15 protein-coding genes are annotated in these 19,013 nt (G+C 46.9%); 12 read left to right on the top strand and 3 right to left on the bottom strand.

Features of this window, described 5'->3' with window-relative positions; all coding sequences use genetic code 11:
* Window positions 1–5 precede the first annotated feature (5 nt).
* Window positions 6–1,373 (top strand): N-succinylarginine dihydrolase, encoded by a 1,368-nt coding sequence (gene astB / locus ABXT70_RS01190; RefSeq protein ID WP_443641358.1) that lies wholly within the window; start codon window positions 6–8, stop codon window positions 1,371–1,373.
* 6 nt (window positions 1,374–1,379) lie between these two features.
* Here astB and rsmD read toward each other — a convergent pair whose 3' ends face one another.
* The gene (rsmD, locus tag ABXT70_RS01185; protein WP_443641357.1) at window positions 1,380–2,066 is read right to left on the bottom strand and encodes a 16S rRNA (guanine(966)-N(2))-methyltransferase RsmD; all 687 of its coding nucleotides are present in this window, start codon (window positions 2,064–2,066) and stop codon (window positions 1,380–1,382) included.
* A 153-nt stretch (window positions 2,067–2,219) separates the two neighbouring features.
* Between rsmD and ftsY the strand changes: the two genes are divergently transcribed.
* The 4 genes from ftsY to rpoH all read left to right on the top strand — a co-directional run bounded on the left by ftsY (window position 2,220) and on the right by rpoH (window position 6,119).
* Window positions 2,220–3,344, top strand: a complete 1,125-nt coding sequence (gene ftsY / locus ABXT70_RS01180; protein WP_443641356.1) for a signal recognition particle-docking protein FtsY — start codon at window positions 2,220–2,222, stop codon at window positions 3,342–3,344.
* On the top strand, window positions 3,341–4,012 hold the full coding sequence (gene ftsE, locus ABXT70_RS01175; protein ID WP_443641355.1) for a cell division ATP-binding protein FtsE: 672 nt from the start codon (window positions 3,341–3,343) through the stop codon (window positions 4,010–4,012). Before ftsY ends, ftsE begins: the two co-directional genes overlap by 4 nt.
* Window positions 4,013–4,014: 2 nt before the next feature.
* On the top strand, window positions 4,015–4,989 hold the full coding sequence (gene ftsX / locus ABXT70_RS01170; protein ID WP_443641354.1) for a permease-like cell division protein FtsX: 975 nt from the start codon (window positions 4,015–4,017) through the stop codon (window positions 4,987–4,989).
* Window positions 4,990–5,231: 242 nt separating this feature from the next.
* Window positions 5,232–6,119 (top strand): RNA polymerase sigma factor RpoH, encoded by an 888-nt coding sequence (gene rpoH, locus ABXT70_RS01165; RefSeq protein ID WP_443641353.1) that lies wholly within the window; start codon window positions 5,232–5,234, stop codon window positions 6,117–6,119.
* A 60-nt stretch (window positions 6,120–6,179) separates the two neighbouring features.
* Here rpoH and ABXT70_RS01160 read toward each other — a convergent pair whose 3' ends face one another.
* Entirely contained in the window at window positions 6,180–6,818 is a 639-nt protein-coding gene (locus tag ABXT70_RS01160) for an arylesterase (protein WP_443641352.1), read from the bottom strand.
* A gap of 67 nt (window positions 6,819–6,885) precedes the next feature.
* On the opposite strand from ABXT70_RS01160, the gene ABXT70_RS01155 reads away from it, so the two are divergent.
* The 3 genes from ABXT70_RS01155 to ABXT70_RS01145 all read left to right on the top strand — a co-directional run bounded on the left by ABXT70_RS01155 (window position 6,886) and on the right by ABXT70_RS01145 (window position 11,863).
* Window positions 6,886–7,587, top strand: coding sequence for an ABC transporter ATP-binding protein (locus ABXT70_RS01155; RefSeq protein WP_443641351.1), 702 nt, complete (start codon window positions 6,886–6,888; stop codon window positions 7,585–7,587).
* Entirely contained in the window at window positions 7,577–10,030 is a 2,454-nt protein-coding gene (locus tag ABXT70_RS01150) for an ABC transporter permease (protein WP_443641350.1), read from the top strand. Before ABXT70_RS01155 ends, ABXT70_RS01150 begins: the two co-directional genes overlap by 11 nt.
* A 114-nt stretch (window positions 10,031–10,144) precedes the next feature.
* Window positions 10,145–11,863 carry a SulP family inorganic anion transporter gene (locus tag ABXT70_RS01145; RefSeq protein ID WP_443641349.1) on the top strand — a complete coding sequence of 573 codons (1,719 nt, stop codon included), beginning with the start codon at window positions 10,145–10,147 and terminating at the stop codon, window positions 11,861–11,863.
* 64 nt (window positions 11,864–11,927) lie between these two features.
* Here ABXT70_RS01145 and ABXT70_RS01140 read toward each other — a convergent pair whose 3' ends face one another.
* On the bottom strand, window positions 11,928–12,419 hold the full coding sequence (locus ABXT70_RS01140; protein ID WP_443641348.1) for a MarR family winged helix-turn-helix transcriptional regulator: 492 nt from the start codon (window positions 12,417–12,419) through the stop codon (window positions 11,928–11,930).
* 278 nt (window positions 12,420–12,697) lie between these two features.
* Here ABXT70_RS01140 and ABXT70_RS01135 point away from each other — a divergent pair, with 278 nt between their 5' ends.
* From ABXT70_RS01135 to ABXT70_RS01120, 4 genes are read left to right on the top strand one after another with little or no spacing between them, the layout of a single operon-like run.
* The gene (locus ABXT70_RS01135; RefSeq protein WP_443641347.1) at window positions 12,698–14,770 is read left to right on the top strand and encodes a hydantoinase/oxoprolinase family protein; all 2,073 of its coding nucleotides are present in this window, start codon (window positions 12,698–12,700) and stop codon (window positions 14,768–14,770) included.
* Complete coding sequence (locus tag ABXT70_RS01130; RefSeq protein WP_443641346.1) at window positions 14,767–16,458, top strand: hydantoinase B/oxoprolinase family protein; 1,692 nt, start codon at window positions 14,767–14,769, stop codon at window positions 16,456–16,458. The genes ABXT70_RS01135 and ABXT70_RS01130 overlap by 4 nt, the downstream gene beginning before the upstream one ends.
* Window positions 16,459–16,461: 3 nt before the next feature.
* Window positions 16,462–17,481: a TIGR03617 family F420-dependent LLM class oxidoreductase gene (locus ABXT70_RS01125; RefSeq protein ID WP_443641345.1), complete on the top strand. Its 1,020-nt coding sequence runs from the start codon at window positions 16,462–16,464 to the stop codon at window positions 17,479–17,481.
* A 9-nt stretch (window positions 17,482–17,490) separates the two neighbouring features.
* Window positions 17,491–19,002: a class I adenylate-forming enzyme family protein gene (locus tag ABXT70_RS01120; protein WP_443641344.1), complete on the top strand. Its 1,512-nt coding sequence runs from the start codon at window positions 17,491–17,493 to the stop codon at window positions 19,000–19,002.
* The last annotated feature ends 11 nt before the right edge of the window (window positions 19,003–19,013 follow it).

Genomic DNA, 19,013 nt, shown 5'->3' with positions numbered 1-19,013 from the left:
AGATAATGGAAACAGCTATTGATGCTCGCGAAGCAAACTTTGATGGCCTCGTAGGACCAACTCACAACTACGGTGGATTGTCATACGGTAATATGGCTTCTAGCAGCAACTCTGCGCGTCCATCCAATCCTAAGCAGGCTGCACAACAAGGCTTGCAGAAGATGAAATCGTTGCATGATATGGGTATGATCCAAGGCGTATTAGCGCCACAGTCTCGTCCAGATCTGTATACCTTGCGTCGCCTTGGATTTACTGGCAACGATAGCCAAGTCATTGAACAGACAGCAAAAAAAGATCCTGCGATTCTAGCCTCCTGTTATTCTGCATCAAGCATGTGGACGGCCAACGCCGCTACTGTTTCCCCCAGTTCAGATTCTAGTGACGGCCGTTTACACTTTACGCCTGCAAACCTGGTTAACCGTTTTCACCGCTCAATTGAACATCAAACCACGGGGCGTATTTTACAAGCTACCTTCGCCAACCCAGAGCATTTTGCTCATCATCAGGCACTGCCCTCTTCTGATCACTTTGGCGACGAGGGTGCTGCCAATCACACTCGTTTTTGCCAAGAGTATGGTAAGGCGGGAGTAGAGTTTTTTGTTTATGGTCAGCACGCCTTTAACGGCCAAGCCCCTAAACCGGCAAAGTACCCTGCTCGTCAGAGCTTAGAAGCGTCTCAAGCTGTAGCACGTTTACACGGTTTAAAAAATGAGCAAGTGGTGTTCGCCCAACAAAATCCAGAGGTGATTGACGCTGGAGTATTCCACAATGACGTGATCGCTGTTGGCAATGGTAACGTGTCTTTCTATCACCAGCTCGCCTTCCTCAACACTCAAGAAGTTAACCATAACTTGCAGCAAGCTATGTCTAATATGGGCAATGGAGAGATGCATTTTATCGAAGTACCAGCTAACCAAGTGACTGTACAAGACGCCGTAAAGAGCTACTTGTTTAACAGCCAACTGTTGAGTCTTCCACATCTAAATGATGGCAAAATGGGCATCGTAGTTCCACAAGAATGTCGTGAAAACGCCAATGTTTCGGCTTACTTAGATCAGCTCATTGCCAGTGACAGTGCTATAGATGAAGTTTTGGTATTTGACCTAAAGCAAAGCATGAGCAATGGTGGCGGCCCTGCATGCCTGCGCCTGCGTGTAGTACTTAACGAGGCGGAACAAGACGCGGTTAATCCTGCTTGCATCATGAACAGTATTTTGTTCCCTCGCTTGATGGAGTGGACAGAAAAGCACTACCGTGACCTTCTTTCAGAAGCCGATTTAGCTGACCCGCAATTACTCACCGAAAGCCATAGCGCCCTTGATGAGCTAACGCAGATCTTGCGTTTGGGTAGCGTTTACGACTTCCAGCGCTAGTAAAACTTAACGACCAATCAGACCATAAAACACTTGGCCAGCTTTTTTACTGCGATGCAACTTCCAACCTTCTGGCAATATCAAATCTGCAAGAGGCTGTGCCTGTTCCACATAAATCATGGCCTTAGTAGCTAAACATTGGCTATTGAACAATGCCGTAAGCATATCTTGCATCAAAGCTAAGGCAAAAGGCGGGTCTAAGAACACTAGATCATAGGGTTTCATCTTTGCAGACGTCGTTGAAAGCGCGTTATAATTTCTTATCCAATCAAAACTGCTCATTTGTTCCACTTTGGCCACCTGACCTTCTGCCATAGGTAAAAGTTTCAAGTTGTCATTGAGGGTACTGGTAGCTATAACTGACAGATCAACAAAGTTGACTTGTTTCGCACCACGGGACAAAGCCTCTAAACCTAATGCACCTGTGCCCGCAAATAAATCTAGGCAAGTGGCTCCCGGTATAGGGCCAGCAACCCAGTTAAATAGGGTCTCTCGCACCCTGTCTTGGGTTGGGCGCAAGCCTGCTACCGTGGCAAATGGAATTTTACGTCCACGCCACTCACCACCAATAATACGCAAGCTTTGGCGGCCAGCCTGACCAATTTCAACAACTTTGCCTGACTTCAGCCCTGTACAGGCAGAACGAGGCCAGGGGGAAGAACGTGAGGGTTTTGAACTCGGTTTACGGGCCATAAGCGTGCCTAAAGATAACAATGTGCGGAATAAGCGATGCCTCCTATTCTAAGGCAATCAGTACATAAAAGAAGCATGCCCAAGTAAAGCTATGCTAAAATTTAACTTCATCAATATTCTTCACTATGCATATACCGAGACACCCCAGACATCATGGCCCTGTTTAATTTATTTGGCAAAAACAAAAACACTACAGGGCAAACAGACAACCCTGTAGCAGAAAACCCCATTGCGACTTTGCAAGATACAGCTCAGGCTGCTGATCCTGACTCTTTATCGATGCCAACTGCTCAACCGGAGCTAGCCACCGCTACGCCAGAACTTCAGCCAAAAGTGGGCTTTTTTGATCGAATAAAAAGCGGCCTCAGCCGCACCCGGGGCAACTTAGGTGACGGTCTTTCCAACCTGTTTTTAGGTGCCAAACAAATCGATGACGACTTGTTTGAAGAACTAGAAACCCAACTATTAGTTGCAGACGTGGGTATAGAAGCCACCGCAAGTCTTCTTAAAAAGCTCAGCGACCAAGTGGCTCGTAAAGATTTAAAAGACCCTCCAGCACTTTATAGAGCCCTAAAAGACGAGCTTGCAGCATTGCTACAAGGTAGCCAAGTGGCTCTAGAAATACCTCAACAAGATAGTCCCTTTGTCATCCTTATGGTTGGCGTCAATGGTGCAGGTAAAACCACCACCATTGGTAAGTTGAGCAAGCGCTTTCAAAGCCAAGGAAAGTCTGTGTTACTGGCGGCTGGCGATACTTTCCGTGCCGCTGCCGTTGAGCAGTTGCAGGAATGGGGCGCACGCAACAATGTGCCAGTTGTTGCCCAGCACACCGGAGCTGATAGCGCCTCGGTAATCTTTGATGCAGTGCAGTCCGCCCAAGCTAAAGGTATTGATGTGGTGATTGCGGATACCGCTGGCCGTTTACAAAACAAAACTCATCTCATGGATGAATTGAGCAAGGTTGTGCGGGTGATGCAAAAGCTTGATGTTAACGCTCCCCATGAAGTCATGTTAGTCCTCGACGCTGGTACCGGCCAGAATGCCCTAAGCCAAGCCAGTCTCTTTGGTGCTGCTGTGGGTGTAACAGGAATCACCCTCACTAAACTCGATGGCACTGCTAAAGGTGGGGTTATTTTTGCCATGGCGCAACAGCTACAATTACCTATTCGTTTTATTGGGGTGGGTGAGCAGGTAGACGACCTACGACCGTTTGAAGCTAATGAATTTATTGACGCATTGTTTAGTGAAACTAACCTAAAGCAAGACACTATCCCATGATTCGTTTTGAGCAGGTGAGCAAAAAGTATCACGATAAGCATGCGTTAGTGAGGACAAACTTTCATTTACAGCGCGGTGATATGGCTTTTTTAACTGGCCACTCTGGGGCTGGAAAAAGCACGCTATTAAAGCTAATCATGCTCATGGAACGTCCAACAAGCGGCAAAGTCATTGTTGACCGTCAAGATTTAAGCCAACTTAACCGCGCGCAGGTTCCAGCACACCGGCGGAAAATTGGCCTTGTATTCCAGGATCATCAGTTACTTTTGGATTACTCTGTATTTGATAACGTGGCGCTACCCCTTAAAATTAGCGGCTACAATGAACGAGATTCTGGCCGGCGTGTTAGAGCTGCGTTGGACAAAGTGGGCCTGCTGGATAAAGAAAAACTATCGCCGCAGGTTCTGTCTAGTGGTGAACAACAACGAATTGGTATAGCTCGCGCCATTGTAAACAAACCCAAGCTTATTTTGGCCGACGAACCTACAGGTAACTTAGACCCTGCCCTGTCCGCTGAAATTATGCGCTTGTTTCAACAATTCAATCAAGTGGGCGTAAGCGTGCTCATTGCCAGCCACGACTTAGAACTTATCCAGCGCTTACCACACCCAGTAATTCAGCTAAATCAAGGCCGAATTAGTGGGCCACCTTCACTGATGAGACAGTAATCATGGCGTTTTTAAAAAATCGTCCAGCCCAAAACGCCAGCCGTTCGCAACCCGAAAGCTCCAGCAAACGTTGGCTCAGAGAACACAAAGAAGTGGCCAGCAGTAGTTGGCATCGGCTCTGGCAGACTCCGTTGGCCAACCTATTAACTTGGCTAACACTAGCCATAGCTTTGGCGCTACCAGCAGCGTTACTGTTACTCCTGAGCCAGGCTCAACATCTGGGTCAGCAGGTTAATCAAAGCAGCCACATAAGCATATTTTTGGCGCCTTATGTCAACCAAGAACAAGGCCAGTTGATCACTAATCAATTGGCCTCAAGACCAGACATTGCTCAGGCGACGTACATCTCTGCCAAGCAAGCGTTAATAAACTTTAAAGCCAGCAGTGGTCTAGAAGATATATTAGCAAGCCTCACTGATAATCCCTTGCCTGCAACTATACTTATAGAACCTGCAAACACATCCTTGGGCCCCGAAGCTATTGCCATACTTGCCCAGCAATTACGACAACAAGACCAGATTGATCAAGTATTAGTAGACATGGCGTGGTTAGATCGCCTACAGGCCCTCTTAGCGACAAGTGAACGTTTTACCTACAGCTTAGCGCTGTTATTAGCCCTAGGAGTACTGCTTGTGGTGGGCAATACTGTGCGTTTACAAATTGAAAACCGAAAACAAGAAATTTTGGTTATTAAACTAGTGGGCGGTACAGATGCCTATTTACGCCGTCCATTTTTGTATGCCGGATTTTGGGCCGGGCTGTTTGCTGCCATTATTGCTTGGGTTATCCTCCAACTGGGAGTAACCTATTTACATCCACCACTACTATCATTGGCGCAAAGCTACCAAAGTGATTGGCAACTAGAAGGATTAAGTTGGTTTGGTAGTTTTATTCTAGTCATTGCCAGCTGCGGACTATCGGTGTTGGGGGCAAGCTTAACTGTGGGGCGTCAATTACGGCTTATCGAGCCTAAATAAGGCGTAATTATGACTTTACAAGGCTTTACGAAGAAAAACCGAGTCTAATCCTTGCACTGTCCGCGTTTGCGCCCTAAAATACTCTCCATAATTATGCCGCTGCAAACTAAAACAAAACATTAGTGAGTGTTGATGTAAATCATATAACACACGGAATTGCGGCAATAGTCCCAAAAAATGGCTAAAAATAGGCCTTACTTAAATAACATTTAAGAGCGGACTCAAAGACTACGGAGATTGTTATGACCAAGTCATTATTAGCCATTGATGCATTAGCACCAGGACAAAGTCACGAGGCTTACCTACAAACTATCAGCACTATCCCCATTCTTACAGTTGAAGAAGAGCGTGCTCTGGCTGAACGTCTGTACTATGAAAACGACTTAGATGCAGCCCGCCAACTGGTTATGTCTCACCTACGTTTTGTGGCGCATATTGCCAAAAGCTATTCTGGTTACGGCCTGCCTATAGCTGACCTAGTACAAGAAGGTAATGCTGGCTTGATGAAAGCCGTAAAACGCTTTAACCCAGAAGTGGGTGTACGTTTGGTTTCTTTTGCAGTGCACTGGATTAAAGCCGAAATGCACGAATACATCTTGCGTAACTGGCGCATTGTTAAAGTGGCAACTACCAAGAGCCAGCGTAAGTTGTTTTTCAACTTGCGTAGTTCCAAGAAGAAACTGGCCTGGTTAACCCATGCTGAAGTGCAATCTATGGCTGCAGACCTAGGCGTTGATGCCAAAGTTGTAATGCAAATGGAAGGCCGAATGTCTGCTCACGATACGCCATTTGACGCACCAGAGGGTGACGAAGATAGCGCATACCAAGCACCAGCTTATTATTTGGAAGATCACTCTGGCGACCCTGCCCGACAGTTAGAAGCCAGTGATTGGGAACAGGACTCAAATACCCGTTTAGCAAGTGCCATGGGGGATTTAGACCCTCGCAGCCGTGATATTTTGCAGCAGCGTTGGTTGAGCCATTCTAAGGCTACTTTACATAATTTAGCAGATCAATACCAAGTGTCTGCTGAGCGTATCCGCCAGCTTGAAAAGAACGCCATGAAAAAGCTTAAAGCTGCAATGAGTGTCGGCATGGACTCGAATGGCGAAGGTGCTTACGCGTTTTAATACTGAGTTAACCCATTTTTCGACATCGCCCAAAACCCACCTAGTGTGGGTTTTGTTGTTTTAAGGCATCCAAAACGTAGCTAAATTACGCCATATGTTATCAACAATAGTGGGCTGTGCTGCAGGTGTTGGGTGCAAACCATCTGCCTGCATCAAATCACTATGAACTGCAATATTTTCTAAGATAAAAGGCACTAGAGCTGTGCTATATTGTTCTGAAAGAGTTTTATATTGAGCAAAAAAAGGTTCCGTATAACGTGCGCCATAGTTGGGTGGCAACTGAATGCCCATGACCACAACCTGAGCCCCAGCCGCTTGGCTTTGTTTAATCATGGTGGCTAAATTAGTAGTGATATTCGCGATAGGGTAACCTCGCAAACCATCGTTAGCACCTAGCTCTAATAACACCCACTGCGGCTGAAACTGATCTAGCAACGCAGGCAGTCGGCGCACACCACCCTGAGTCGTTTCACCACTCACACTGGCATTGATCACCTGCCACTTGTTATCAGTTGCGCTGGCAAGTAATTTGTCCTGCAATAAGGCTGGCCATGCCTGCTCTAAAGACATACCATAACCAGCACTCAAACTATCTCCCATGACTAATAAGGTCTGCTCTTTAGCCCAAGACGCTGGCACCCACAAAAGACCAGATATACTGACAAAGTAAAATGTAAATATTTTGAAAAACTGACTCATACCCTTTCCTTACTGATCCACAAGACGCCATAATAGGCACCCGTTAGAATTTATTGAGTTGTCCACTATGTCTTATTCCACGCCCTTTTTGGCTGCCCGAAACGTCAGCCAAATTGTAGCTAATCCGCAGGCCACTCAAGCTAACGACTTACACATATTACAAGATGTTAATTTTACCATAGAAGCTGGCCAATCTGTGGCCATAGTTGGCGCTTCTGGCTCTGGTAAAACGACTCTATTAGGCATGATGGCAGGCTTAGACAGCCCCAGCCATGGTCAGCTATTTTTAGCCCATAAAGACCTCACGCAGCTAGATGAAGAAGGCCGTGCAGAACTACGCAAACATCAGGTGGCGTTTATATTCCAGAATTTTCAACTGCTGCCTAGCCTAACGGCCCTAGAGAACATCATGCTGCCCTTAGAAGTGAAAGGCAGCAGTAATGCCAGTGTGCTAGCAGAGCAATATTTAAACCATGTTGGGCTTGCTCAGCGGGGGCACCATTACCCCAATCAACTCTCCGGTGGCGAACAACAACGAGTCGCTATTGCCCGCGCCTTTGCAGCCCAAGCACCTATCTTATTTGCTGATGAGCCTACAGGCAATTTAGACACAGAGACAGGTCACCATATTATCGAACTGTTGTTTGAACTTAACCAACAACATCATACCACGCTGGTATTAGTCACCCACAATCTACAACTAGCACAACGTTGCCAGCGCAGATTATCTCTTAGCGCTGGACAACTTACGGAACTCAATGATGTTTAAACTAGCCGCACGCTTAGCATGGCGAGATTGGCGTGGTGGGGAGCTTTCTTTGCTGTTTGTAGCATTGGTTCTAGCCATTACCAGCGTCACCAGCATTAGCCTATTTACTCACCAAGTTAAGCAATCTATGGTCGCGCAGGGGGCCGACCTCATCGCCGCAGACTTGCGCCTTAATAGCAGCCAACCTGTGCCTGAACCTTGGCTAACAAAAGCTCGAAATCTATCCCTGCAACAAGCACAGCTGAGTCAATTCCAAGCTATGGTATTTGCTGAACAAGGTATGCAGTTAGCCAGTATTAAAGCAGTCTCAAAAAATTACCCATTGCGGGGTGAAATCACCGTGAGTGGTGCAGCTTTTGATGTAGGCGAAGTCATAAAGCACGGCCCCAGACAGGGCGAAATATGGCCTGATTCACGCTTATTAGCTAGCCTTAATGCCACATTAAACGACACCATCGATGTAGGACAACTGAGCCTAAAAATTAGCCGAATACTCATTTCTGAACCAGACCAAGCGAGCGGTTTTGCAAGCTTCGCCCCCAGTGCCATGATTCATTTAGCTGACCTTGCGGCAACCGAGGCAGTACAAACAGGCAGTAGAGTCAAACACCGATGGCTACTAGCGGGTAAAGAAAAGGCATTAACCAGCCTCAAACTAAGCATCACTCCTCTGCTCACTGCTGGCCAAAAGTGGCAATTTCCAAAAGACGGTAATGCAAACGTTGCAGCCACACTAGACAAAGCAGAACAATTTTTATTGCTAGCAGGGTCGCTTGCGGTGGTGCTTGCCGGTGTAGCCCTGTCTCTTTCCGCACGCCGCTATAGCCTACGTCAGGGTAAACACGTGGCCTTGCTTAAATGCCTTGGCCTTAAACCCAAACAATTGCGGCTTTTGTACTTAGGGCAAATGATACTATTGGCATTGATCGCCCTATTAATCAGCCTTCCTCTAGCTTGGGGGTTGTACCAGGGCTTGTTACTGTTAGTCACTGATTATATTCAATCATCATCAATGATACCGCCCCTTTCACCTTTTGTTCTAGGGGCAGGAACGGGTACATTATGCTTATTAGCCTTTGTATTACCTCCCATGATGGCCCTAGCCAAAGTAGCTCCTGCGGAAGTGTTGCGCCAGTCTTCAAGCCAAAGTAAAACTAACAAAGGCCACATATCTATTGGTTTTAGTGCAGTGATCGTTTTAGTGTACTGGCACAGCCAATCCTTATTAATCACCTCTGCGCTTATCGTTGGTGTGGCCATCATACTGATACTTCTTGCACTTCTTGCTAACCTACTCATCAAATCAGGTAGTAAATTGCGACCTCACCTAAGCCAAGGTGGCAAGATAGGTGTCGCCAATTTAGCTCGTAGAAAACACCAAAACAGCCTGCAAGTGGCTATTTTTGGGTTGGCATTAATGCTGCTATTTAGTTTAATTTCCGTACGCAGCTTTCTCATTGATGATTGGCAGCAACAATTAAAACAAGATACGCCCAACCTGTTTTTATTCAATATTTACCAACAAGAACGTGAGTCTTTAATAACGTCGATGGAACAACAAGGATTAGCTACACAAGCATTAACGTTTTTTCCTATTGCCAGAGCTCGACTTACTGAACCCAAGATAGATAGCCCCCGTGGAGACAGAGAACTTAACCTCACCTGGAGCCAAGCTTTACCCGTAGGCAACAGCGTCAGTGAAGGTCAATGGTGGGGCGATACTAGTGCTGGCCAGCTTGAAGTATCTATAGAATCGGACTACGCACAGCGTATGGGTTTAACACTTGGCCAAGTCCTTACCTTTAACGTTGCAGGCATCCAACATAAAGCCTTCTTCAGTAACAGCAGAGAAGTAGATTGGAGCAGCATGCAGCCCAACTTTTTTTATGTCTTCTCACAGCCTTTGGTAGAGGCTAACAGCGCAAGCTATATGGCGAGTGTTTATATTGCCCCAGAGGACCGCAGCAAACTCGGCCCGTTATTACGAGAACAGCCCACTATTTCTATGCTTGATGTGGACCAAATTTTGCAACAAGTACAGCGCGTAGTGGCTCAACTTTCCCTTGCCGTGGAGAGTATCTTAGTGATGGTTTTAGGCGCTGGCATATTAGTTTTGGTGGCCAGCATACAGGCAAGCATAGATGAGCGCCGACACGAAAGTGCCATCCTACGAACCTTAGGGGCAAGCAAATCCCTTATACGCAGTATCTTGTTAGTAGAGTACGCTAGCCTTGGCTTTTTAGCAGGGCTCATTGCAGGAATTAGTGCAGAAGCTTTAGTTGCTGTTTTGCAAAACCAGTTGTTCCAAATGCCGTTTCAATTTCACTGGCCCCTATGGTTGCTAACCCCCTTTGCTGGCATGCTGTTAATTGGCATCTCTGGCTGGTGGTTTAACCGCACAGTGGTCACATCTCCCCCCCTTAGAACTCTGCGACAGACATGACGCTAATAACAGTGGGAAATACTAAATATGCCCGTGCTCGCCAGTTTTAAATACCTCTGACCACGACAAAATACATTACAATAGGGCAATAAGTACAATTTTATTAGGTAATGTATGTCGTCGGCAGCACTGGCTTATTTGTTAAAGTTTTTGCCTTTTCTAAGCTGGGCTAAACAAACTACCGCAGCCAGTGCGCGACAAGATGCTGTGGCTGGGCTTACGGGGGCCATCATAGTTCTTCCACAGGGCGTGGCTTATGCTTTAATTGCAGGCCTGCCTCCAGAATATGGCCTCTACGCTGCTATAGTTCCCGCCATCGTCGCCGCTTTGTTTGGCTCTTCTTGGCATCTTATTTCTGGCCCAACAGCTGCTCTTTCTATTGTTGTTTTTACCACCATCAGCCCATTGGCCCAGGTGGGTTCAGCCGCCTATATAAGCCTTGTGCTCACCTTAACCCTCATGGCTGGCCTATTTCAGCTCATGCTATCTCTGGCTCGTATGGGGTCGTTGGTTAACTTCGTGTCCCATTCAGTAGTGGTTGGGTTTACCTCTGGCGCAGCAGTAGTGATAGCCACCAGTCAGATTAAAAATGCGCTGGGCCTAGAGCTTCATTCTAGCGGTAATTTCATTCTTAACTGGATGGCTGTGGCAGACAACATCTTGGCCACACACCTACCTAGCTTAGTCATTGCAGGACTCACCTTATCCACCCTTATCATTATCAAACGCTGGCGTAAAAAGTGGCCTAATATGTTGATTGCCATGGTAGTTGGAAGCCTAGCTACCCAGGGTTTGCAATTAACCACTTGGTTAGACGCCAGTCAAATAGCCTTAGTGGGACAAATCCCGTCCCAATTACCGCCGTTATCAGCCCCACTCATGACCTGGGACTTATTACGACAACTGGCACCAGGCGCTATGGCTTTAGGTTTATTAGGGTTAGTGGAGGCCGTATCAATTGCTCGATCTGTAGCCACTCGTTCGGGCCAACGCATCCACGGTAACCAAGAATTTATTGGTCAAGCCCTGTCTAATATTTTAGGCAGTTTCTCTTCTAGTTATGCCACCTCAGGTTCATTTACTCGTACTGGCGTGAACTACGAAGCAGGTGCTACTAGTCCGTTAGCAGCACTATTTGCAGCCATATTCTTAGCGCTAATTGTGTTGCTGTTTGCGCCCTTAGCTGCCTATATCACCTTACCCAGCATGGCCGCTATATTACTGATAGTGGCATGGAGCCTAATCGACTGGCACCACATAAAACTAATCTATCGTGCCGGCAAAAACGAAGCGATGGTATTTAATATAACTTTTGCCGCTACCCTATTGCTACCTATGGAATTCGCCATCTATTTAGGTGTGCTTTTATCTTTAGTACTTTATTTACGCCGAACATCCAAACCCAATATAACGGCTTTGGCCAGCAGCAGTGGTGCTAAAAAGCTAGTGGGTGCAGAGCGTTCTGGCCTACCTGAATGCGAAGCCATCAAAATAATTCGCATTGATGGAGCACTGTTTTTTGGTGCAGTGGATTATGTACAGACGGCGTTGATGGCGATACCACAGAAGCACGTGCTTATCGTCGCTAGCGGCATTAATTTTATCGACCTGGCAGGTACCGAATTGTTAGCCAATGAGGCTAGGCGGCTAGCCGCTATAGGTGGTGGATTGTATCTCTGCAATCTTAACGGCCGGGTCATTAAACCCATTATTCGTAACGGCCAATTAAACACTATCGGTAAACGCCATATTTTCGCCACTAAGGCTCAAGCCCTAAGTGCTATAGATACCAAGTTAAGGGACCATAGTTGTTCCGGTTGCGAAAACCGCTAAGCTCTGGCTCTGACCGTTTCAATTTGTGCAGCGGTTAACGATCATCTTGTTGTTTGTTCAATTACTATTTTTTCTCGCCAGTCAGTTTCCAACGCGCACGACTACCCTCGTTGTTACTTAGTATCAGCTTACCCATGAGTTCCATAACGTTATTCAATTCATCATCGTCTAAGGCCCCTGCTAGGCGCTCCTGTGCTCGGATCATATGGGGTTGAACTGCATCTACAAGCTCCCGCCCTGCAGCGTTAATACACGCCAGTTTTGCTCGCTTATCCACCACACTTACGGGGCGTTCCAAAAGCCCACGACGCTCTAAACGCCGAATCACATCAGCCGCAGTGTTACGATCCACTCCCAATTGGTTGGCGATGGTCACCTGATCTAGAACCTCTTGATCATACAAAACCGTTAGCACACCAAACTGCACAGGGGTAAGGTTAAATTCCTCGCACTCTTCCAAAAATATAGCTACATGTATTTGATGTAAACGACGAATTAAATGGCCTGGCCGACTCCATAAGTTGCTAAAGTCTCTAGGCTTGGTGTTCTTAATCATATTATTTAACTTTTTCCTTTAACTTCTATCTTCACACTTTCGGTCAAATCATCTTATTTTAGACGTGGCGAGCTTAACCGAATTTGCTCACTATTGCACCCCGAGGGTAGCAAATCAGAGGCGTTGACAACTCAAAAGTGGGGCGTATACTACCTATTAGCTGTTCTGCAATTCTTAAGCTGGTTTGCGATACAGCAGGGCATTACTGACCATGCCCTATATTATGACAATAAATATTTGGCTTTATTTTTTGTAGGGAGCCATGGGAGAGGTGGGTTATGGGTTGGACTATCGGAGTAGATGTAGGTGGTACATTCACAGATTTCTACGCTGCCAACAGCACATCTGGTGCTATACATGTAGGTAAGACTTCGTCAACGCCTGCCAACCCCGCCGATGCAATCTTAAATGGCCTAGATGCACTGTGTAAAAAACACAACATACCCATGCAAGAAATCGAACGGATATCCCATGGTACAACTGTAGGCACCAACGCCCTTATTCAGCGCACGGGCAGTCGTGTAGCATTAGTGACAACAAAAGGGTTTCGGGATTTGTTAGAAATTGGGCGCCAAACAAGGCCTCATATGTACGATTTACAAATTGATCACCCTGCTCCACTAGTTGATAGAGAGCATCGAATTGAACTCAATGAGCGTATCGGTGCTTTAGGTGAAATTGTTAATGAGCCCACTTTAGCAGAGATAGATGCCGCAGTTGACGCAGTTATTGCGTCTAAAGCCAAAGCTTGTGCAGTAGGTTTTTTGTTTGGCTTTCGAAACCCTGTACATGAGCAACAATTTGCCGCTGCATTACATGCCAGAGCCCCTCAAATCTCAGTATCACTGTCTTCAGAGGTGCAGCCAGAATTTCGTGAATACGAACGATTCTCTACCACTGTTTTAAACGCATATTTACAACCTGTACTAAGCCAGTATATTCATACTTTAGAACAAGGTGTAGAGGCAGCTGCTCCTGGCGCTAGTTTGGGAATCAATCAGTCAAGTGGGGGCTTAATGTCGCCCAAACGTTCTAGAAAGTTCCCAATACGAACTGCCCTATCTGGCCCAGCTGCTGGCGCAGTAGGAGCTGGGCACGCCGCTAGCCAAACCAATAGACGAAACATTATTACCTTAGATATGGGTGGTACCAGTGCTGATGTAGCTTTGATACGTGACTTTAAAGTTGACCTCGCTTTCAACCGAGACGTAGCGGGCTTCCCCATCCGCATGCCTTGTGTAGATGTTGAAACCGTTGGTGCAGGCGGTGGTTCTATCGCCTGGTTTGATCGTGATGGTCTTATTAAAGTTGGCCCTATAAGTGCTGGAGCCGTACCTGGTCCTGCCTGCTATGGCGCAGGCGGCGATCAACCAACGGTTACTGATGCGAACTTGGTGTTAGGCCGCTTATCCACCCGTGGACTGTTAGATGGGGATATGGGGCTTGATGAGGCTTTATCTCGTGCTGCTTATCAACCACTAGCTGATCAGTTAAATTTTAGTGTTGAAAAAACAGCACACGGCGTATTGGGTATTGTGGTCGCCAATATGGTGCGTACCATTCGCATTATTTCTGTGGAGCGTGGACACGATCCAAGGGACTTTGTTTTGATGCCATTTGGTGGCGCAGGCCCGTTACAAGCGCGTGATGTTGCAGTGGCACTTGGCATGAAAGAAATGGTTATACCTGCAGCTCCAGGTATAGTCTGTGCTCAAGGATTACTGGTATCAGATTTAAAGGAAGACTTTGTCTCGAGTACACGTTTCAAGTTAGGTGCGAGTAACTCCAGCCTCTTAGCTAGTCTATTACAAGAACTTAATGCTAAAGCCCAGTCATGGTTTGAGTCTGAAAACGCTCCCACAGATGGCCGCCGAGTTGAGTTAGTTGCAGACGCACGATATGTGGGCCAGAACTTCGAATTAGCTGTTGCCGTCGCGGCTGGCTCTCGACTCATAGAATCAGACCTACCAAGCATGGAATTTTTGCATGCTAAATTCTGTGAAGTGCATGAGCTCGCCTATGGCTATGCCAGTACCGAAGCACCAATCGAAATAGTCAACGTACGCCTATCAGCTAGTGCCCGTCTGCATGTATTTGAAAATCGTAGTGCAGCATCAATCACCCCTCCTGCCCCTATAGCCAGAGCACAGCAGCCCGTTTTTTTTGACGATGAACATTCAGTTACCACCAACTTATACGACCGCAGTACCTTGTTAAGTGGCCAACGGATATATGGGCCAGCAATTATCGAGCAACTAGATACCACGACCCCCATTTACCCAAATGACATTGCCGAAGTCACACCAGACGGACATTTAATCGTCACTATTAATACGGAGCTTTCAGCATGAGTAACTCAGCCGATCAATTAGACCCTATTCGACTCGAAATCATTGCTAATGGCCTTCGGTCCATTGCCGACGAATGTTTTATTGCGCTAATGCGTTCAGCCTACTCTACTAACATAAAAGAGCGCAAAGACCACTCTATAGCCATTCTAGACAAACAGGGTCGCTTAGTCGTTCAGGCTGCTCTGACCTTACCAATACATATCGCATCCATGGGCGGGTTAACAACTTGTGTGTTAGAGAAGTATGGCGCCAATATTAATGAAGGCGATATATTCATTGCCAACGACCCACATACAGCGGGGGGCTCTCATTTACCAGACATCAATTACGCCATGCCGTTATTTGCAAAAGATGAATTAGTAGGCTTCGTATGCAACATTGCCCATCACGCCGATGTAGGTGGCATGGTTCACGGCTCGATGGCTGGAGGTATGTCTGAGATATACCAGGAAGGCTTGAGAATACCAGCCATCAAGTTATTTGACCGTGGTGAACTCCAAACTGACATTATGGATTTATTACTACTTAACGTTCGTGTAGAGGAAGAGCGTCGAGGTGACCATAACGCACAAATAGCATCCTGCAAACTAGGCTCCAGGCGCTTTGCAGAAGTTGTAGAATCCCATGGACTTAGCACTGTACTAACTGCCTTTGATAATATTATAAGTCGCACTTCCATACGTATGCGTGCTGCCATTAAGGCTATTCCTGACGGCAGTTACGAATTCAGTGATTTTATGGACGGCGACGGCATCAACACTTTTGATATTCCGTTGTGCCTCAAGTTAACTGTAAATGATGACCATATTCACCTCGACTTTGAGGGTACCAGTAAACAAGTTCGAGGCAATATAAACACCACTATGAACGCGGTTCAAGCGAGTGTTTGTTATGCCTTGATCGCCGTGCTCGATTCCGACGTGCCCAGTAATCAGGGCGTATTAGATGTAGTCGACATCAGTGTTGAGCCTGGGACCATTTTAAACTCGGTCTACCCTGCACCAGTGGCAGCAAGAGCTCACACCTGCCAACGGGCAATTGACATAGTCCTAGGTGCGCTATCTAAAGCACTCCCAGATAAAGTGATTGCCGCCGCCAATGGCGCTAACACCACTGCTGTATTTTCAGGCATAGACCCACGTAGCAACAAACCTTATCTATACCTTGAGACTTTAGGCGGCGGCATGGGTGCAAGAGCCACAAAAGATGGTAAAGACGGTGTGCAAGTAGGCATCACAAATACCTCTAACTTGCCTGTGGAAGCCATTGAACAGGAATATCCATTACGCGTAGAGGAATACAGTTTAGTCGGTAATTCTGGTGGTGCAGGCCAGTACCGAGGGGGCATGGGTATTCGCAGAGTACTTACGCCAGTTGACCACGAGTGCGATTTTAACGGTGCTGGAGAACGGTTTCGTTATCAGCCATGGGGTTTATTTGGCGGCGAAGACGGCGCGTCTGGACGATTTCTTGTCCGCGACTGCGACGGGGAGCGTCGTTTGGACGATAAGCCAAACCGGGTTACGGTGCCCGTGGATACACGGATAGTTGTCGAAACTCCTGGGGCTGGGGGCTATGGCCCACCAGCAGAAAGAGCATCTTCAGCAGTAGAATTAGATTTTAAAAGTGGGAAATATTCGTCGGATTTTGTCGACAAGCACTATAAAAACACACCTAAAGAGGGCTAAATCGTGCGTGTATATTCAATGGTTCGACCAAAAAAACTTGAAGAAATGCCAACTGCTATTGAGCGAGCAGAAAAGCTGGGATATGACGGTACCACTTTATTGGAATTAACCGTGCCACCTACTTTATCAGCTGTGGCAGGCGCAATGACCACCGATAAAATCAACCTACTAACGGGCGTCTTTGTGGCCTTTCCCCGCAGTCCAATGGCCACAGCTTACGATGCTTGGGCTATACAATCTATGTCCAAAGGGCGCTTCCAACTCGGTATTGGCACCCAAATAAAAGCTCATTTAACCCGCCGCTTTGGCATGGAACACTTGCCTCCAGTTAAACGTATGCGTGACTACATTAAAGCTCTGCATGCCATTTGGGATTGTTGGCAAGACGGCACTCGCCTTAACTATCAAGGTGAATATTACAAACATGACCTAATGATCCCTTATTACAACCCAGGGCCATTAGACGTGAAGCGGCCACCAATCTATTTGGCAGCAATTAACAGGCTTATGTGTCAACTCTGTGGAGAACTGGCGGATGGGCATTTGCCAGGTGACCCCATTACCGATAAGTGGTTCGAACAAGTGATGCTCCCCAACCTAAAAATAGGTGCAGCAAGAGCAGGTCGCACATTAGCTGACCTAGATTTAGGTAGCTATGGCTTCATTGGTTGCGCCAACACAGAAGAAGGATTAGAGCGAGTTCGTGCAGGCCTTAAACAACGCGTCGCATTTTATGCATCTACACCTGAATACGAGAAAATGCTCGACCTACATGGTTGGGACGTTAACCTTTCTGATTTTATTGCCATGGCGCGAGAGCACAAGTGGGAGGAGATGGGAAATTTAGTTTCTGATGAAATGTTACAATCTTACGCTGTTATCGCCACACCTGAAGAGCTGCCAGCAGCGTTGAAAAAACGTTTTGGAGGCTATGTTGATCGCCTACAGATCGATGAAACTTGGTTCGATGGCCTATCTGATGATGACGTCGCTGCCTTGGTCGTTAAATTAAAGAAAATTTAGGAGTGGATCATGGCTAATAAAAACAACTCTCAGCCACACCATTCAGACTTAGACTATGGGGCTGAAGAGTGGTCTCGACTGCAACAAAGAGATCCCAAATCTTTAGCGGTAGTAGAACCTGATCGAACAATTACCTGTGCCGAACTGATTCATCAAACTCGGTTAAGGGCGGGGCAGTTTATTGCCCAGGGTGTTACGTCTGGGAGTCGCGTTATTGTTGCACGCCCTAACGTGATTGAGTTTGTGGTTGATTACCTTGCAGTGCGACTCTGCGGCGCAATTTTAGTAAACCTACCCTGGTCTTCAGGCACCAGTATTACTGGGCTAGCAGAGGTATTAGATGCTCAAGTAGTGGTACTTACAGAACATTTAGTAGGTGATAATTCTGTCTTTGACCAACTAGGAGACCGCCGCTTTCGCGAGCACGAAACGGCCCCCATAGGTCCGCAGGAACCAGTGCCTCGCAGTGCTGATCAAGTAGCCTGGCTAGCCTGTACTTCAGGCACTACAGGTACGCCTAAGGCAGCAATGCACACAGGAGCAAGCTGGGAACGCCAAACACGTGTATTTGCTGAACATTTTGAACTGACTCAAGAGGATCCAATCTTGGTTACCTCCCCGGTGGGACATGCAGTCTCATTATTATTCGGCGTACGCATGTGCTTGATGCTGAACTCCATCATGGTTTTGATTCCACGCTGGAACATTGAAGTCGCCGCAGAACTTGTTGATCGCTATCAGTGTGTGTTCACAGTCGCTCCAACGCCATATTTAGTAGACACCGTAACTTATGTTGAGAAGCATGGGCCTGCGCAATTTAAAAGCCTCCGGTTTTTCCCTTCTGCGGGTGCCCCTGTGCCTAGATCGCTCGTCCGTCGCGGGTTGGATGCCCTGCCACACTGCCAAGTATGGTCTTATTTTGGCACTTCAGAAGCTGGTGCTGTCACTGCTGTGCCACTGGATGCTGATTTAGAGAAACGCCTCAATACGGATGGTATTTCTATGCCAGGTACGCAAACAAGGGTCATTGATGGCGAATTACAACTGCATAACCCGCAGCAAATGATGCGAGGGTATTGGAGCGGCGATCCAGACCAACGATTGCACGCCGATGGTTGGTACGAAACTGGTGATGCTTGTGATCAGCGTGATGATGGGTATATTAAAATGATTGGCCGCGCTCGGGACATTATTCTGCGTGGAGGCGAAAACATTTCCCCTTTAGAAATAGAAAATGTACTGCTTGGCCATGACCAAGTCACGGATGTTTGTATTATTGGTTATCCCGATGAACGATTAGGCTCACGTCTAGCTGCTGTAGTGGTAGCTACTGCAGATACTACACTAGAATCTTTGCGTTCCCATTGCCAAAGCATTGGACTAGACAAAGCTAAATGGCCAGAATTGATTATCCATATCGAGGCTATTCCTCTTTCGCCCATTGGCAAAGTCAAACGCGGCGACCTAGAGGATTTAGTTTGGGGAATTGTTAAACAACAAGGTACGCTAAGCGTACAATAATTGCTGGAGTC

Origin of the sequence: Candidatus Njordibacter sp. Uisw_039 (genome assembly GCF_047730075.1) — a bacterium.
GTDB lineage: Bacteria > Pseudomonadota > Gammaproteobacteria > Pseudomonadales > Balneatricaceae > Njordibacter.
Note: the sequence above shows the minus strand (reverse complement) of the source record. Positions and strands in the feature narration are given on the sequence as shown.